Origin of the sequence: Grimontia sp. NTOU-MAR1 (assembly GCF_035758505.1) — a bacterium.
GTDB classification, from domain to species: Bacteria; Pseudomonadota; Gammaproteobacteria; order Enterobacterales; family Vibrionaceae; genus Enterovibrio; species Enterovibrio marinus.
Window position 1 is genome coordinate 2,308,473 of record NZ_CP142108.1, and the last position, 17,997, is coordinate 2,326,469.

The window sequence follows — 17,997 nt, forward strand, 5'->3', positions numbered from 1 at the left end:
CACACATCACCGCAAGAATAAAAACAGTAGGGCATTGATATTTATTAATATTTTCCCTCTCCATCACTTGGCACGTATTTTGTTTAGTCCCTTACACCAGCCAAGAGTAAGGAGTAGCTGTGACTGGATTGACGGTAGGGATCATTGCCAATCCCATTTCTGCCCGCGACATTCGCCGGGTGATCGCCAAAGGCGCCAACCTGCAGCTCACTGACAGAGCAAACATGGTGCTGCGAATTCTGGCAGGACTCGCTCAGAGTGACGTTGAGCATGTGGTGATGATGCCGGAACGGGCAGGCCTTAGAACGCATATAGAACGTGGATTGCATCAAGCTTCGCTGGATAACTTTCGGATGCCAGATGTCCGTTGGCTCTCCATGCCTGTTTCATCCACGGCGCAGGATACACTCGAAGCCAGCCGCGCAATGCGCGAGCTCGGTGTTTCCGCGATTGTCGTTCTTGGCGGTGACGGTACTCACCGTCTGGTGGTCAAAGCCTGCGGAAGCATTCCCATCTCCGGCGTTTCAAGCGGGACCAATAACGCCTTTCCTCCGCTGACAGAACCCACCATCACTGGCATCGCCACAGGTCTTGCAGTATCAGGAAAAATTCCTCCATCACAGGCATTTGAAGCTAACAAACTACTGGAAATCATCGTCAACGAGACCCGTGATATCGCCCTTGTCGATGCAGCCGTCGTTCAAGAGCGTTTTATCGGTGCGCGCGCCGTCTGGCGACCAGAAAGCCTTCGGGAACTGTTTGTTACCTTTGCCGACCCCTCACTGATTGGGCTTTCTTCCATTGCCGGATTAATCCAACCTATCACCCGAAAAGCGCCTGTAGGCATGCACCTTACGTTTACCAGTCCACAAGAAGCACTTTATTCCGTCAATGCGCCACTCGCTCCGGGATTGCTGACGCCAGTTCATATCGGGCACACCCAGCATTTTGAACCCGATTTACTCATTACGCCTGTCAGCCAGCAGGGCTCTTTCGCCCTCGACGGCGAGCGGGAACTGCCATTTGGCCCTGACGATCAAGTTTCGGTCAACCTCAAACATGACGCTTTCAACACGGTCGATGTACCGCGCTGTATGGCCTTTGCTGCTGAGCATGGCCTGCTTCGCTTTCCATCGACACACCACAACAACAACATCAAGGAGAAACTCATGAGTGATAATCCATTTCCACTCTCTCGTGAACAGTTGCTGGACGCATACCGGATGATGAAAACCATCCGTGATTTCGAAGAGCGCTTGCACGTCGATTTTTCCCGTGGCGACATCCCGGGTTTTGTCCACCTCTATGCGGGTGAAGAGGCCACGGCCGTTGGCATCATGATGCATTTGAATGACAACGACCGCATAGCCTCGACCCACCGCGGGCATGGCCACTGCATCGCCAAAGGCGTCGACGTGCACGGCATGATGGCGGAAATTTATGGCAAGGAAACCGGTTCGTGCCGCGGTAAAGGCGGCTCAATGCACATTGCGGATTTATCCAAAGGCATGATGGGTGCCAACGGTATTCTAGGTGCAGGCTCTCCGTTGGTATGCGGCGCAGCACTTGCAGCAAAACATCTTGGCCACGGCGGTGTGGGCATCAGTTTTACCGGTGATGGCGCATCCAACCAGGGCACCTTTTTGGAAAGCTTAAACCTTGCTGCCGTTTGGCAACTCCCCACCATTTTTGTGATTGAGAACAATGGCTATGCGGAATCTACCTCAGTGGACTGGGCAGTAGCCTGTGACTCCTATGTTGACCGCGCAACAGGCTTTGGTCTGCCGGGCGTCACTGTCGATGGCACCGATTTTTTTGCTGTTTATGAAGCCGCAGGAGAAGTCATTAGACGAGCGAGAAACGGCGGTGGCCCTTCGATGCTGGAATGCAAAATGGTGCGCTTCTTTGGTCACTTTGAGGGGGATGCCCAGACCTACCGCGCTGACGGAGAGGTCGAAGATATCCGCACCAACCGCTGCTGTCTGAAACTCTTCCGCCAACGTGTGGAAGAAACCGGTCTTATCAATGCAGAAGAATTCAACGCCATTGACAGCGAAGTCGCATCACTTATCGAAGATGCGGTTTGTGCTGCAATTGATGCACCACAACCACCAGCCAGTGCCCTGCTGACCGACGTTTACGTCACCTATTCAGAATAACAAGGAGAGTGATGATGGCCAGAACACTATCAATCAAGGATGCAATTAACGAAGCGATCGATCAGGAAATGTCCCGCGACCCCAACGTTATCATGATGGGAGAAGACATTGTCGGCGGTACCGGCGCACCGGGTGAAGACGATGCCTGGGGCGGCGTACTCGGGGTGACCAAGGGGCTTTATGCCAAACATCCTAACCAAATGATGGATACGCCTCTGTCGGAAAGTGCCTATGTGGGTGCTGCCATTGGTGCTGCTACCTGTGGGCTCCGTCCGATCGCAGAGCTGATGTTTATCGATTTTATGGGCGTCTGTTTCGATCAGATTTTCAATCAAGCCGCCAAGTTCCGCTATATGTTCGGAGGGAAGGCAGAAACGCCAGTTGTTATCCGTGCCATGTGCGGCGCTGGCTTTAGAGCTGCAGCACAACACAGCCAGATGCTTACGCCGCTTTTCACCCATATTCCCGGGCTAAAGGTGGTTTGTCCGTCGAATGCCTACGATGCCAAGGGTCTCCTTATCCAGTCCATCCGAGACAATGACCCGGTTATCTTCCTTGAGCATAAAAATCTCTATGCCAGCGAATCTGATGTGCCGGAAACGCCTTATGCCATACCCTTTGGCGAAGCCAATGTGCTTCGTGAAGGTAAAGACGTCACCCTGGTTTCTTATGGCCTGACGGTCAACCGCGCTCTGGAGGCGGCCAAACAACTGGCGAAGCAAGGTGTACAATGTGAGGTGATTGACTTGCGCACTCTCTCGCCGCTGGATATCGATACGGTCATAGAAAGTGTTGAAGAGACAGGCCGTTTGGTGTGTATCGACGAAGCCAGCCCACGCTGCTCAATCGCCGCAGATGTTTCTGCACAGGTAGCTGAGTCGGCCTTCTCATCACTGAAAGCACCAATAGCCATGCTTACCCCTCCCCACACGCCAGTACCTTTCTCCCCTTCTCTGGAAGACATCTATGTACCGACCGTTGAAGACATCGTCAGTGCAGTAAACAAAACGGTGGGAGTAAATGCATGAGTAAGAAAATCACACCTGTCGTGATGCCCAAATGGGGGCTTTCCATGAAGGAAGGCACCCTCACCGAGTGGCATGTTGACGAAGGGGATACCATAGAAGTGGGTCAGGTGATCATGGATGTGGAAACCGATAAAATTGCCAGCGAGGTGGAAGCGCCGGATGCAGGGCTCTTGAGACGCAAGGTCGCTGAGGAAGGTGACGTCTATTCGGTTCAGGCCCTACTCGGTGTACTTGCGCCATCAGAGGTGACAGACGAAGAAATCGATGCCTATGTCGCCGCCTTTGTTCAGCCCTCCTCCGAAGACGGAGACGAGGAAGAAGCGACCTCATCCTATGCTTTTATAGAGACCGATGCAGGACGTATTCGCTACAGTCATGTGAATGCCGATGCCTCTGGAATACCTTACGTACTGATACATGGCTTTGGTGGCGACTTGGACAACTGGCTGTTTAATCTGGATGCTCTTGCCGAAAAAGCGCCTGTGTTGGCGCTCGATCTTCCAAATCATGGACAGTCAGCGATTTCAGTAGATGTGCAGTTTAGCGATCTCATCAACGCTGTCGTGACTGTGATGGATAGACTCGATATTGAGGGAGCCCATTTAGTCGGACATTCGATGGGCGGGCTTATCAGTGGTGAACTCGCGAGGCTTCATCCCAAAAAGGTCGCTTCGCTCACTTTGATTGGCAGCGCCGGCCTTGGGAAAGACATCAACAACAACTACATCCGCGGCTTTGTCGATTCAGAAAGCCGGAAAACCCTAAAACCTGTCTTGCAGCTGCTTTTTGCAGACAGTAGTTTGGTCACGCGAAATCTGGTCGATGATGTGCTCAAGTACAAACGACTGGATGGTGTGAAGGCATCACTGAGCGTGCTAGCCGATCAGCTTTTTGTGGATGGCACCCAAAGCGCTGTTCTGGATTTAGATGCGATCCCGTCACCGCTTGTGATTTGGGGGGAGTCGGATGCGGTTATTCCTGCTTCGCACGCTTCGAACATCAGCAATGCAGAAGTGCACGTTTTCACCGACGCTGGACATATGGTGCAGATGGAACAGGCCGCAGCCGTCAATAGCCTGATCCTTGCTCATACCCAATAGCGCTTCAGCAATAACCTAAAAGGGATGCGCTGCATCCCTTCCGCTATCCTTTCACAGCCTCAATCAGCCGTCTTGCAATGGTACCTTCCGGTGCCACCAGCGGCAGGTCATCGACATCAAACCACTGCGCGTCTGTAAGCTCTTCATAATCTGGATTAATCTCACCGCTCTCATAGTCTGCGATAAACCCCATCATCAGATTGGAAGGAAAAGCCCAAGGCTGACTGTCAAAGTAGCGGATGTTACTGACTTCTATTCCTGTTTCTTCCATCACTTCACGAGCAACGCATTGCTCCAACGTCTCTCCCGCTTCCACAAAGCCCGCAATGACTGTGTACATTCCGTTTTTATGTCGCGGGTGATGGGCCAACAGAATTTGTCCTCCCTTTTTTACGGCAACAATCACACAGGGAGAAACTCTGGGGTAATGCACGGCGTGACAAGATGGACATAACATTGCAGGATGGGTCGCATCAAAGTGATTCTGGAGACCGCAACGGCTACAAAACTGCTGTGTATTACGCATGTAATCCAATTGGATTGCCTTACCTGCAAGATTGAACAATTCACTGGGCAGATGTAACAAAGATCGCAAACTGTCCAACTCTGTTTCAGCTGCATTGTGATGCTCATACGCATACACAACCTCATGCTCATCGTAGCGACCTATCACATAGCTTGCCTTAATCCATTTATCCAATTGATTTTTCGAGATAAGTGGCAGGTTGTGATCTGCCAACCAGAGTTGTCCATTGGTTACATAACACAGATATACAAGATCTTTTTGATTAGACATAACAACACTTCGCTCCTTGCTTAGCCGGGCGATTTGGGGCACTCTAAAATCAGTAACCTGATGTTAGACAATTGATGGCCTGATTGATATGGCTGTAATCCTATAAAAGCGCTCAGGTGCGCTGATCATGAGGAACGTGGTCATGCTTAACAAACTCGAAAAAGCACAACAGCAGTGGGGCGGTTACAGTGATGTAATCGACTACTGGTTGACGTTAAGGCAAGAGCTGCTGGTCCAGTACTGTAAAGTAGCTGGTCTTTCCGGTAATAATAAAAACTGCCTGCCAACAGAAGAAGAATTGAACCATTTCTGTGAGGCCTTGGTGGATTATATTTCCGCTGGGCACTTTAAGATCTATGACATGGTCATGGAGCGTTGGAAAGCGACTGGCTTCTCCACCAATGAAGAGATAGATAGCCTTTACTTTCATATTGTCGAAACGACAGAGCCTCTTCTGAACTTCAATGATAAATACAGTGGCTTTGTTCTGGATGATGATAATTTCGCAGGCTTTGACGACGATATTTCCACCGTCGGCGAAATCATGGAAATACGCTTTGAAAAAGAGGACATGCTGATCCAGCTGATTGCGGATAGTCTCGCGATCCCTCCTGGCGCTTAATATTCAAGTTTTCAGGCCTCCCGGTTGATGATGATACCCATCAGCCGGTTTTCTAGACCTCGCTTCTCGCTTCTCGCTTCTCGCTTCTCGCTTCTCGCTTCTCGCTTCTCGCTTCTCGCTTCTCAAATAGCCTCTAACTTACTGAAAATTTGCCAATAAAAAAGGCACCCCGAAGGATGCCTTTTACCAGTCATGGCACGAGATTAGTTCTCGTCGCTCAGACCTGCGTTCAGCAGTGCTGCCAGATCCTGAGAGGCTTGTTCAGCATCGATTTGCGGAGCTACGGGCTCTTCTACCACATTGCGACGCGCTTGGCGCGACTTGTGGTATGCGAAACCGGTACCCGCAGGGATCAGACGACCAACGATAACGTTCTCTTTCAGGCCGCGCAGTTCGTCGCGCTTGCCAGATACAGCTGCTTCGGTCAGTACGCGGGTCGTTTCCTGGAACGATGCCGCAGAGATGAACGATTCAGTTGCCAGCGACGCTTTGGTGATACCCAGCAGATCGCGCTCGAAGCTTGCAGGCTGTTTGCCTTCAGTTTCCAGCATACGGTTCGCGATAGTGACGCGAGAGTATTCTACCTGCTCGCCTTCAAGGAACTCAGAGTCGCCTGAAGACAGGATAGTTACCTTGCGCAGCATCTGACGAACGATAGTCTCGATGTGCTTGTCGTTAATCTTAACGCCCTGCAGACGGTAAACATCTTGTACTTCGTTAGTGATGTACTCAGTTACCGCACGCACGCCACGAAGACGCAGAATATCGTGTGGAGATTCTGGACCATCGGCGATGACGTCACCTTTCTCAACCTTCTCACCTTCGAATACGTTCAGCTGACGCCACTTAGGAATCATCTCTTCGTATGGAGAACCGTCAGTTGGCGTGATGATCAGGCGACGTTTACCTTTGGTTTCTTTACCGAAGGAAACTGCACCCGTGATCTCTGCCAGAATTGCAGGCTCTTTAGGCTTACGAGCTTCGAACAGGTCCGCAACGCGTGGCAGACCACCGGTGATATCTTTCGTACCGCCAGATTCCTGAGGAATACGAGACAGAGTATCACCCACGCCTACGTTTGCACCGTCTTCCAGCTGGACAATTGCTTTACCAGGCAGGAAGTATTGTGCAGGCATATCAGTACCTGGGATCATCACAGCGTTACCAGATGCATCAAGCAGTCGAACGGTAGGACGCATGTCTTTACCCGCTGACGTACGCTCTGCAGCGTCCAGAACTACCATTGAAGATAGACCGGTGAGCTCATCCGTTTGACGTTGAACGGTAACACCGTCAATCATATCAACGAACTCGATACGACCTTCTACTTCAGTGATGATCGGCATGGTGTGCGGATCCCAGTTAGCCACGGTTTCGCCCGCGTTAACTGCATCACCATCCAGCTTGCTCAGCACACAACCGTAAGGCAGCTTGTAGCTTTCTTTGGTACGGCCAAACTCATCAACGATAGTCAGCTCAGATGCACGTGAAGTGATCACCAGCTTGCCAGCGTTGTTGGTAACGAACTTCGCATTGTGCAGGTGCATAGAACCGTTGTTCTTCACCTGAATGCTGCTTTCTGCTGCCGCACGAGATGCCGCACCACCAATGTGGAACGTACGCATCGTCAGCTGTGTACCTGGTTCACCGATTGACTGTGCAGCGATAACACCAACAGACTCACCGTGGTTAACCAAGTGACCACGAGCTAAGTCGCGACCGTAACAGTTTGCACAACAACCGAAGTCAGTTTCACAGGTTACGACAGAACGCACTTTCACCTGGTCAACAGAGTTCTGCTCCAAGATGTCACACCACTTCTCATCAAGCAGGGTGTTGCGTGGTGCCAGTACTTCGTCAGAACCTGGCTTGAGTACGTCTTCTGCAACCACACGGCCCAGAACACGCTCACGCAGTGCTTCTTTAACGTCACCACCTTCGATAACTGCCATCATGTTGATACCTTCTGAGGTACCACAGTCAGTTTCAGTAACCACAACGTCTTGAGCTACGTCTACCAGACGACGGGTCAGGTAACCGGAGTTCGCTGTCTTCAGTGCGGTATCCGCAAGACCTTTACGCGCACCGTGCGTCGAAATGAAGTACTGAAGTACGTTCAGACCTTCACGGAAGTTCGCGGTGATTGGCGTTTCGATGATAGAGCCATCTGGTTTCGCCATCAGACCACGCATACCCGCCAACTGACGAATCTGTGCAGCAGAACCACGAGCACCTGAGTCGGCCATCATGTATACACTGTTGAACGACTTCTGTGCTTCTTCTTCACCATCGCGGTTAATCACGGTGTCGAAAGACAGGTTATCCATCATCGCTTTAGCAACTTGTTCGTTTGCTGCCGCCCAGATATCGATAACTTTGTTGTAACGTTCGCCAGCAGTAACCAAACCAGACTGGAACTGCTCCTGGATCTCAGCAACTTCAGCTTCTGCCGCTTCGATCAGGTCGTATTTCGCCTGTGGGATAACCATGTCATCGATACCAACAGATACACCAGACAATGCCGCGTAAGCGAAACCGGTGTACATGATTTGGTCAGCGAAGATAACGGTATCTTTCAGACCCAGTGCACGGTAACAGGTGTTCAGCAGGGCAGAGATTTGCTTCTTGCCCAGCGCCTGGTTAACGATGCTGTATGGCAGGCCCTCAGGCACGATTTGCCACAGCATTGCACGACCAACAGTGGTGTCCACCAGCTCAATTTTCTCAGAGCGGTTACCCATTTCGTCGAACAGCACTTCTTTGATACGAACCTTAACGCGTGCATGCAGTTCTGCGTTACCGGTACGGTATGCTTTTTCAGCTTCCGCAGGGCCAGACAGGTAAAGTGCTTCACCTTTCGCGTTAACTTTCTCACGGGTCATGTAGTACAGACCCAGTACAACGTCCTGAGAAGGTACGATGATTGGATCACCGGACGCAGGAGACAGGATATTGTTGGTCGACATCATCAGAGCACGCGCTTCTAGCTGTGCTTCCAGTGTCAGAGGTACGTGAACAGCCATCTGGTCACCATCGAAGTCGGCGTTGTATGCCGCACAAACGAGTGGGTGCAGTTGGATTGCTTTACCTTCGATGAGCACTGGTTCAAACGCCTGAATACCCAGACGGTGAAGTGTCGGTGCACGGTTCAGCAGTACTGGGTGTTCACGGATAACCTCATCCAGAATATCCCAAACGACCGCTTCTTCGCGCTCTACCATCTTCTTAGCCGCTTTGATGGTGGTCGCCAGACCACGAGCTTCCAGCTTGCCGTAGATAAATGGTTTAAACAGCTCAAGTGCCATCTTCTTAGGAAGACCACACTGGTGCAGACGTAAGTATGGACCAACGGTGATTACCGAGCGTCCAGAGTAGTCTACACGCTTACCAAGCAGGTTCTGACGGAAACGACCTTGCTTACCTTTGATCATGTCAGCCAGAGATTTCAGAGGACGCTTGTTCGAACCAGTAATGGCACGACCACGGCGACCGTTGTCCAGCAGGGCGTCAACTGACTCTTGCAGCATACGTTTTTCGTTACGTACGATGATGTCAGGTGCAGCCAGATCCAGCAGGCGTTTCAGACGGTTGTTACGGTTGATAACACGACGATACAGATCGTTCAGATCTGATGTCGCGAAACGACCGCCATCCAGTGGTACCAGCGGACGCAGATCCGGCGGCAGTACTGGAAGAACAGTCAGGATCATCCACTCAGGATTGTTTCCAGACTGCAGGAATGCTTCAACAAGCTTCAAGCGCTTGGTGATTTTCTTACGCTTGGTTTCAGAGTTGGTTTCTTCCAGCTCTTCGCGCATCAGTTCAGCTTCAGCTGCCAAGTCCATATTCGCCAGCAGGGCTTTCACTGCTTCGGCACCCATACGAGCGTCGAATTCATCACCCCATTGCTCCAGCGCGTCCAGATACTGCTCTTCAGACAGCATTTGGCTACGCTCAAGATCGGTCATGCCTGGTTCGATCACAACGTATGATTCGAAGTACAGAACACGCTCGATGTCACGCAGAGGCATGTCCATCAGCAAACCGATACGGCTAGGCAGTGATTTCAGGAACCAGATGTGGGCAACAGGTGAAGCCAACTCAATGTGACCCATACGCTCACGACGTACTTTGGTCTGAGTAACTTCAACACCACATTTTTCACAGATCACGCCACGGTGCTTCAGGCGCTTGTATTTACCACAAAGACATTCGTAGTCTTTTACCGGGCCAAAGATACGTGCACAGAACAGACCGTCACGCTCAGGCTTAAAGGTACGGTAGTTAATGGTTTCTGGCTTTTTCACTTCACCAAAAGACCATGAACGGATCATGTCTGGTGAAGCAAGACCGATTTTGATTGCATCAAATTCTTCGGTCTTGTGCTGTGCTTTCAGAAACTTAAGTAAGTCTTTCACATTCGGCTCCTGTGAGGAGTTGACCCATAAAAGTGCAGACACTCTGCACTTTCATATTGATACCGGAAATTCCCTTTGTATTTGAGATGCAGCCTTATTGCTGCATCTCGTTTTACACTGGGAAGTGCAAATAAGCCTGGGCTTACTCGTCTTCCAGCTCGATGTTGATACCCAACGAGCGGATTTCTTTCAGCAATACGTTGAAAGATTCCGGCATACCCGGTTCCATGCGGTGATCGCCGTCGACGATGTTCTTATACATCTTCGTACGACCGTTCACGTCATCCGACTTAACAGTCAGCATTTCCTGCAGGGTGTATGCTGCGCCGTATGCTTCCAGCGCCCACACTTCCATCTCACCGAAACGCTGACCACCGAACTGAGCTTTACCACCCAACGGCTGCTGAGTAACAAGGCTGTAAGAACCGGTAGAACGGGCGTGCATCTTATCGTCAACCAAGTGGTTCAGTTTTAGCATGTACATGTAACCAACAGTTACAGGGCGCTCAAACTTCTCACCAGTACGACCGTCGAACAGGTTCAGCTGGCCAGATTCTGGCAAGTCACCCAGTTTCAACAGTTCTTTGATTGCCGGCTCTGGTGCACCATCGAACACAGGGGTTGCGATTGGCAGACCGCTTCGCAGGTTCTTGATCAGCGTATGCACTTCTTCGTCAGTCAGCGTACTGATGTCCACTTTCTGACGCGTGTCACCCAGATCGTAAACCTTCTGCAGGAACTCACGGAATTTCGCCAGTTCTTGCTGCTCTTTGATCATCTTGTTGATCTTGTTACCGATACCTTTCGCCGCCAGGCCAAGGTGGGTTTCAAGGATCTGACCGATGTTCATACGAGACGGTACACCCAGTGGGTTCAGTACGATATCTACTGGCTCACCAGTTTCGTCATACGGCATGTCTTCTACAGGGTTGATCTTGGAGATAACACCCTTGTTACCGTGACGACCCGCCATCTTATCACCAGGCTGGATACGACGTTTAACAGCCAGGTATACCTTAACAATCTTAAGGACACCCGGTGCCAGATCGTCACCCTGAGTGATCTTACGGCGTTTGGTATCGAACTTCTTATCGAAGTCAGCTTTCAGCTCGTCGTACTGCTCAGCCAGTTGCTCCAGCTGAGTTTGCAGTGCTTCGTCGTCAAGAGTCTGAGAAAGCATCGCCTGACGATCCATGTTCGCCAGTTTGTCTTGGCTGTAACCAGCATTTGCCAGTACGCCACGAACACGTGCTACCAAACCACCTTCCAGAATAGAGAACTCTTCTGTCAGGTCCTTCTTGGCTTCTTTCAGCTGCATTTCTTCGATTTCAAGCGCACGCTTGTCTTTCTCTACACCATCACGGGTAAATACTTGTACGTCGATAACCGTACCAGATACGCCGTTAGGAACACGCAGAGAAGAGTCTTTCACGTCAGACGCTTTCTCACCGAAGATTGCACGTAGCAGTTTTTCTTCTGGAGTTAGCTGAGTTTCGCCTTTAGGCGTCACTTTACCTACCAGAATGTCGCCGCCTTTCACTTCCGCACCGATGTATACAACACCAGATTCGTCAAGCTTAGACAGCGCAGCCTCACCCACATTAGGGATGTCAGCAGTAATTTCTTCGCTACCCAGTTTAGTATCACGCGCCACACACTGGAGTTCCTGGATGTGGATGGTAGTCAGGCGGTCTTCCTGTACTACGCGCTCAGATACAAGGATGGAGTCCTCGAAGTTGTAACCGTTCCAAGGCATGAACGCGATACGCATGTTCTGGCCAAGTGCCAGTTCACCCAGGTCAGTCGAAGGACCGTCTGCCAGTACGTCACCGCGCTGCACAGGCTCGCCTGGCATCACACATGGACGCTGGTTGATACAGGTGTTCTGGTTAGAACGGGTGTACTTCGTCAGGTTGTAGATGTCGATACCTGCTTCGCCTGGTACCAGCTCATCTTCATTAACCTTAATAACGATGCGTGATGCGTCAACGGACTGAACCATACCGCCGCGTTTCGCAACAGCTGTTACGCCCGAGTCAACCGCTACTGCACGTTCAATACCAGTACCTACAAGCGGCTTATCAGCGCGCAAAGTTGGTACTGCCTGACGTTGCATGTTCGCACCCATAAGTGCACGGTTAGCATCGTCGTGCTCAAGGAACGGGATCAGAGATGCCGCCACCGATACAACCTGGTTGGTTGCAACGTCCATGTACTGAACATGGTCACGTGGGTGCAGACCTGATTCACCTTTCTGACGAGCAGTGATCAATTCATCTGTGAAAGAGCCGTCTTCGTTCAGCGCGGCGTTTGCCTGCGCGATAACGAACTGACCTTCTTCGATCGCAGATAGGTAGTCGATGTCATCGGACACTTTACCGTCAACAACTTTACGGTAAGGCGTTTCCAGGAAGCCGTACGGGTTAGTACGCGCAAACGCTGAAAGCGAGTTGATCAGACCGATGTTTGGACCTTCAGGCGTTTCGATAGGACACAGGCGACCGTAGTGGGTTGCGTGCACATCTCGAACTTCAAAGCCTGCGCGTTCACGCGTAAGACCGCCTGGACCCAGTGCAGAAATACGACGCTTGTGCGTGACTTCTGACAGCGGGTTGTTCTGGTCCATAAACTGTGACAGCTGAGAAGAGCCAAAGAACTCTTTAACCGCCGCAGAGATAGGCTTAGCGTTGATCAGATCCTGTGGCATCACGTTATCGAGATCACCAAGGCTCAAACGCTCTTTAACCGCACGCTCAACACGCACCAGACCTACACGGAACTGGTTCTCAGCCATTTCACCAACAGAGCGGATACGACGGTTGCCCAGGTGGTCGATATCGTCCACCTCACCGATACCGTTACGGATATCGATCAGCTTGCGCATCACTTCAATGATGTCATCATGGCTCAGTACGCCCGGACCGGTCATTTCTTCACGAGTCAGGGAGCTGTTGAACTTCATACGGCCTACCGCAGACAGATCGTAACGATCTTCTGAGAAGAACAGGCTTTCGAACAACTGTTCTGCTGCTTCACGCGTTGGTGGCTCACCAGGACGCATCATGCGGTAGATTTCAACCAACGCGGTCAGACGGTCAGTCGTGCTGTCGATACGCAGAGTATCAGACATGTACGGGCCGTGATCCAGGTCGTTGGTGAACAGGGTTTCGATCTTCTTGTGGCCAGCCTGAGACAGAAGCGCCAGAGTTTCCAGGCTCAGCTCTTGGTTTGCACCCGCGATGATCTCACCGGTTTCCTCGTTGATGTAGTCACGTGCGGCAACTTTGCCGACGATGTACTCAACAGGGACGTCAATTTGTTTCACGCCGTCTTTTTCGAGCTGGCGAATGTGGCGCGCAGTGATGCGGCGACCTTGCTCGATGTATACCTTACCGTCAGCTTCAATATCGAAGCTCGCAGTTTCACCACGAAGACGATCAGGTACCAATTCCATTACCAGTGACTTACCCTGAACTTCGAAAAAAACCTTCTCGAAGAACATGTCCAAGATCTGGTCGGTGGTGTATTCCAACGCACGCAAGATGATCGATGCAGGCAGCTTACGACGACGGTCAATACGTACGTACAGCAGGTCCTTAGGATCGAATTCAAAGTCCAACCATGAACCACGGTATGGAATGATACGCGCGTTATACAGCACTTTACCTGAGGAATGGGTTTTACCCTTATCGCTGTCGAAGAAGACGCCCGGGCTACGATGCAGCTGGGATACGATAACCCTCTCAGTACCGTTAATAACAAAGGTACCATTGTCCGTCATGAGTGGAATTTCACCCATGTAGACTTCTTGCTCTTTGATGTCTTTTACGGTGCCAGCAGGTGCATCTTTGTCAAACATCACCAGACGCAGTTTAACGCGCAGTGGTGCAGAGTAAGTTACGCCACGGATCTGACATTCTTTAACATCGAAAACTGGCTCACCGAGACGATAGCTAACGTATTGCAGCTCGGAATTGCCGTTGTAGCTCTGAATTGGAAAGACAGAGCGAAAGGCAGCTTCAAGACCGTATTGCCCTTCTGGATCCTGCTCGATAAACTTTTCAAAAGAATCAAGCTGGATCGACAGCAAGTATGGCACGTCCAGAACTTGAGGACGCTTACCAAAATCCTTACGGATACGCTTTTTCTCGGTATAAGAGTAAACCATAGGGTTCCTCAGCTCGCTGATAAGTGACCCAAACTGTCCAGACTGAGGGACAGTAACTAATAACCACCGTTTACTGTAGGAACATCAGAGGGTTAATTCCGATGTATTTGCATGGTCAGCAGTGACTAAACGGGGTGCAAAATTCACCACTGCCCTACAGCGCAAAAAGGCCGGTGGCTATTTAGCCACCAGCCATTAGCCTTTTCAGGCTAAGAAGCTAAGCAATAATTACTTAACTTCAACAGAAGCACCAGCTTCTTCCAGATCTTTCTTCAGAGCTTCTGCTTCTTCTTTAGAAACAGCTTCTTTCAGAGGTGCTGGAGCGCCGTCAACAACTGCTTTCGCTTCTTTCAGGCCCAGACCAGTCGCGCCGCGAACTGCTTTGATTACTGCAACTTTGTTTGCACCAGCAGCAGTCAGGATTACGTCGAATTCAGTTTGCTCTTCTGCAGCTTCACCAGCAGCAGCGCCGCCAGCAACAACTGCTGCAGCAGCAGAAACACCGAACTTCTCTTCCATAGCTTCGATCAGTTCAACAACTTGCATTACAGACATTTCTGCAACTGCGTCTAGGATTTGCTCGTTAGTGATAGACATAACAATTCTCTTTAAAGTCAACAATTAGTTTAAATAGCAACCAGTAAAAAGCAATGCGAATTACGCAGCTTCTTTCTGATCGCGAACAGCCGCGATAGTGCGAACCAGCTTGCCAGCAGACGCTTCTTTCATGCACATCATCAGACGTGCGATAGCTTCGTCGTAAGTTGGCAGCGTTGCCAGTACGTCAGCGTTAGTCAGCGCGCCTTCGAATGCAGCAGCTTTGATCTCGAAATCTTTGTTCTCTTTCGCGAAGTCTTTGAAAAGACGCGCTGCAGCACCTGGGTGCTCAGTAGAGAACGCAATCAGTGTAGGACCAACAAAAATGTCTTTCAGACATTCGTAGTCAGTACCGTCTACTGCACGACGAGCCAGTGTGTTACGAACAACTTTCATGTAAACACCCGCTTCACGCGCTTGTTTACGAAGAGAAGTCATCGCGCCAACTGTTACGCCACGAGAATCAGCTACAACTGCAGACAGGGCACCGCTGGCAGCTTCGTTGACTTCAGCAACAATTGCTTTTTTGTCTTGAAGATTTAATGCCATTTGGATTTGCTCCTGGATTGTTTTTACACCACTCGCTGCTTCACAGCAGGAGAGTAATTACGGCGCAGATCCAAGAAAGAAATATATCTATCATGTTCCTGGCACCGTCTACGTAGGTAACGATTAAGTCGTACTTATGTAAGACGCCTACGGTCTTGGACGAAGTTCGGCAAGCCGAACTTAGCCATAAATTTGAAGCGACGAACTATACAGCAACTCATCGCCTCAAGCAATTAGTTTGATTGTGCGTCCAGAGTGTTCTGGTCAACCGCAACACCTGCACCCATAGTGGTAGAGATGCTTACTTTCTTGATGAAAGCGCCTTTTGCTGAAGAAGGCTTAGCTTTCTTCAGAGCTACCAGCAGAGCTTCCAGGTTACCTTTCAGCTTGTCAGCGTCGAAGTCAACCTTACCGATGGTGGTGTGGATGATACCGTTCTTGTCGTTACGGTAACGAACCTGACCAGCTTTAGCGTTCTTAACTGCTTCAGCAACGTTAGGAGTTACAGTGCCCACTTTCGGGTTTGGCATCAGACCGCGAGGACCCAGGATAGTACCCAGTTGACCTACAACGCGCATTGCATCTGGAGATGCGATAACTACGTCGAAGTTCATTTCGCCTTTCTTAACTTGCTCAGCCAGCTCTTCCATACCAACGATGTCAGCACCAGCTTCTTTAGCAGCGTCAGCGTTCGCACCTTGAGTGAATACAGCTACGCGGATGTCACGGCCAGTACCGTGTGGCAGTACAGTTGCGCCACGAACGTTTTGGTCTGATTTACGTGCATCGATGCCGAGGTTAACAGCAACGTCTACACTTTCAACGAATTTAGCAGTAGCCAGTTCTTTCAGAAGAGCAACAGCTTCGTTGATGTCGTACTCACGAGTCACATCAACTTTCTCGCGGATTACGCGCATGCGCTTAGTCAGTTTTGCCATTGTCTTAACCCTCTACTACCAGACCCATTGAACGAGCGGTACCAGCGATTGAGCGTTTCATCGCTTCAATGTCTGCACCAGTCATGTCTTTCGCTTTAGTTTCAGCGATTTCCTGGATCTGAGCGTCAGTAACAGTACCAACTTTCTCAGTGTTAGGACGGCCTGAACCAGACTTAATACCCGCTGCTTTCTTCAGCAGAATTGCTGCAGGTGGAGTCTTCATTTCGAAAGTGAAAGAACGGTCGCTGTATACAGAGATAACTACTGGAGTTGGCAGTCCTTTCTCTAGAGATTCTGTACGTGCGTTGAACGCTTTACAGAATTCCATGATGTTCACGCCGTGCTGACCCAGAGCAGGACCAACTGGTGGACTTGGGTTAGCCATACCAGCTGCAACTTGCAGCTTGATGTAAGCTTCTACTTTTTTAGCCATTACTAAATACCTAAATTTGGGTTCAAACGTCTACTTTCGACAAGCAGACTCCCCGTTTAACAAAAGGGCGCGAAATTATATTCAAATTTCGCGCCCCTAGCAACTGTTACCGAGCAAAAAATGATCAGGATTTTTCTACTTGGCTGAATTCCAGTTCTACCGGTGTTGCACGGCCAAAGATAGAGACTGATACCTTCAAGCGGCTCTTTTCGTAATCGACTTCTTCTACCACACCGTTGAAGTCCGCAAATGGGCCTTCAGTCACACGGATAACTTCACCCGCTTCATACACAGTTTTGTGTACTGGCGACTCGCTAGCCTTCTCCAGACGGTTCAGGATTGCGTCCGCTTCTTTGTCAGAAATCGGCGCTGGACGATCTGGTGTACCGCCGATGAAGCCCATTACACGTGGTACGCTGCGCACCAGGTGCCATGACTCATCGTTCATCAGCATCTGAACCAAAACATAACCAGGGAAGAACTTACGCTCGCTCTTGCGACGCTGGCCAGCGCGCATTTCGACTACTTCCTCAGTCGGTACCAGTACTTCACCAAAGAAGTCTTCCATCTCGTGCATTTTGATATGTTCTTTCAGCGACTTCGCTACACGGCCTTCAAAGCCAGAGAAAGCCTGAACAACATACCAACGTTTTTTTGGAGCTTCGCTCATGTAGTTAACCTCACACGCCAGTGAATAGGCGGACCAGACGGACCATGATTCCGTCGATGCCCCACAGGATGAGCGCCATGACGACAGTGACAGCCAGAACGATGAGAGTGGTCTGCAAAGTTTCCTGGCGAGTAGGCCATACCACTTTACGCACTTCCATACGCGATTCACGTGCAAAGGTGATCGCTGCTTTACCTTTGGCAGTCAGTGCGGCAACACCACCAGCGGCGGCAACCAACACAACTACAGCTGCAGCTCGTAGCACGACAGACATATCACTGTACAGGCTATTTCCCACTACCGCTACGGCCAATAAGGCAAAGACCACAACCCATTTCAGGGCGTCCATTGACCCGGTTTGGGCTTCAGCATTCGCTTTCATACATTCTACCTGTAACTAGTCTATTTCATAGACGACAACAACCTCGCGTCAGCGAGGTAAAAGAACAAGGAAAATAGCTTTAGATTCATATGACCGTCTATTTTCTTATCCCTAAAACAATGTTCACTGCGGCAAAT

General features: G+C 50.4%; 13 protein-coding genes. 4 read left to right on the plus strand and 9 right to left on the minus strand.

The window, feature by feature from the left end; genetic code table 11:
* The first annotated feature begins 119 nt into the window (after positions 1–119).
* Genes VP504_RS10530 through VP504_RS10540 form a run of 3 tightly spaced genes read left to right on the plus strand, consistent with a single transcriptional unit; the run spans position 120 to position 4,287 of the window.
* Positions 120–2,159, plus strand: coding sequence for a thiamine pyrophosphate-dependent enzyme (locus VP504_RS10530; RefSeq protein ID WP_325891124.1), 2,040 nt, complete (start codon positions 120–122; stop codon positions 2,157–2,159).
* 14 nt (positions 2,160–2,173) lie between these two features.
* Positions 2,174–3,187, plus strand: coding sequence for an alpha-ketoacid dehydrogenase subunit beta (locus tag VP504_RS10535; protein WP_325894031.1), 1,014 nt, complete (start codon positions 2,174–2,176; stop codon positions 3,185–3,187).
* Entirely contained in the window at positions 3,184–4,287 is a 1,104-nt protein-coding gene (locus VP504_RS10540; RefSeq protein ID WP_325891125.1) for an acetoin dehydrogenase dihydrolipoyllysine-residue acetyltransferase subunit, read from the plus strand. The genes VP504_RS10535 and VP504_RS10540 overlap by 4 nt, the downstream gene beginning before the upstream one ends.
* 43 nt (positions 4,288–4,330) lie before the next feature.
* On the opposite strand, the gene nudC is transcribed toward VP504_RS10540, so the two are convergent.
* Positions 4,331–5,083: an NAD(+) diphosphatase gene (gene nudC, locus VP504_RS10545; protein WP_325891126.1), complete on the minus strand. Its 753-nt coding sequence runs from the start codon at positions 5,081–5,083 to the stop codon at positions 4,331–4,333.
* A gap of 142 nt (positions 5,084–5,225) precedes the next feature.
* On the opposite strand from nudC, the gene VP504_RS10550 reads away from it, so the two are divergent.
* Positions 5,226–5,705, plus strand: a complete 480-nt coding sequence (locus VP504_RS10550; RefSeq protein WP_062710341.1) for an Rsd/AlgQ family anti-sigma factor — start codon at positions 5,226–5,228, stop codon at positions 5,703–5,705.
* Positions 5,706–5,908: 203 nt separating this feature from the next.
* On the opposite strand, the gene rpoC is transcribed toward VP504_RS10550, so the two are convergent.
* From rpoC to secE, 8 genes are all read right to left on the minus strand, one after another.
* Positions 5,909–10,123 (minus strand): DNA-directed RNA polymerase subunit beta', encoded by a 4,215-nt coding sequence (gene rpoC, locus VP504_RS10555; protein WP_325891127.1) that lies wholly within the window; start codon positions 10,121–10,123, stop codon positions 5,909–5,911.
* 142 nt (positions 10,124–10,265) lie between these two features.
* Positions 10,266–14,291 carry a DNA-directed RNA polymerase subunit beta gene (rpoB, locus tag VP504_RS10560; RefSeq protein WP_325891128.1) on the minus strand — a complete coding sequence of 1,342 codons (4,026 nt, stop codon included), beginning with the start codon at positions 14,289–14,291 and terminating at the stop codon, positions 10,266–10,268.
* 228 nt (positions 14,292–14,519) lie between these two features.
* Positions 14,520–14,888: a 50S ribosomal protein L7/L12 gene (rplL, locus tag VP504_RS10565; RefSeq protein ID WP_002542039.1), complete on the minus strand. Its 369-nt coding sequence runs from the start codon at positions 14,886–14,888 to the stop codon at positions 14,520–14,522.
* Positions 14,889–14,948: 60 nt separating this feature from the next.
* Entirely contained in the window at positions 14,949–15,437 is a 489-nt protein-coding gene (gene rplJ / locus VP504_RS10570; RefSeq protein WP_002542041.1) for a 50S ribosomal protein L10, read from the minus strand.
* Positions 15,438–15,670: 233 nt separating this feature from the next.
* Positions 15,671–16,375, minus strand: a complete 705-nt coding sequence (gene rplA / locus VP504_RS10575; protein WP_325891129.1) for a 50S ribosomal protein L1 — start codon at positions 16,373–16,375, stop codon at positions 15,671–15,673.
* Between the two features lie 4 nt (positions 16,376–16,379).
* Positions 16,380–16,808, minus strand: coding sequence for a 50S ribosomal protein L11 (rplK, locus tag VP504_RS10580; protein WP_002542045.1), 429 nt, complete (start codon positions 16,806–16,808; stop codon positions 16,380–16,382).
* Positions 16,809–16,932: 124 nt separating this feature from the next.
* Complete coding sequence (nusG, locus tag VP504_RS10585; RefSeq protein ID WP_002542046.1) at positions 16,933–17,478, minus strand: transcription termination/antitermination protein NusG; 546 nt, start codon at positions 17,476–17,478, stop codon at positions 16,933–16,935.
* 10 nt (positions 17,479–17,488) lie between these two features.
* Entirely contained in the window at positions 17,489–17,860 is a 372-nt protein-coding gene (gene secE, locus VP504_RS10590; protein ID WP_002542047.1) for a preprotein translocase subunit SecE, read from the minus strand.
* Positions 17,861–17,997: the final 137 nt, after the last annotated feature.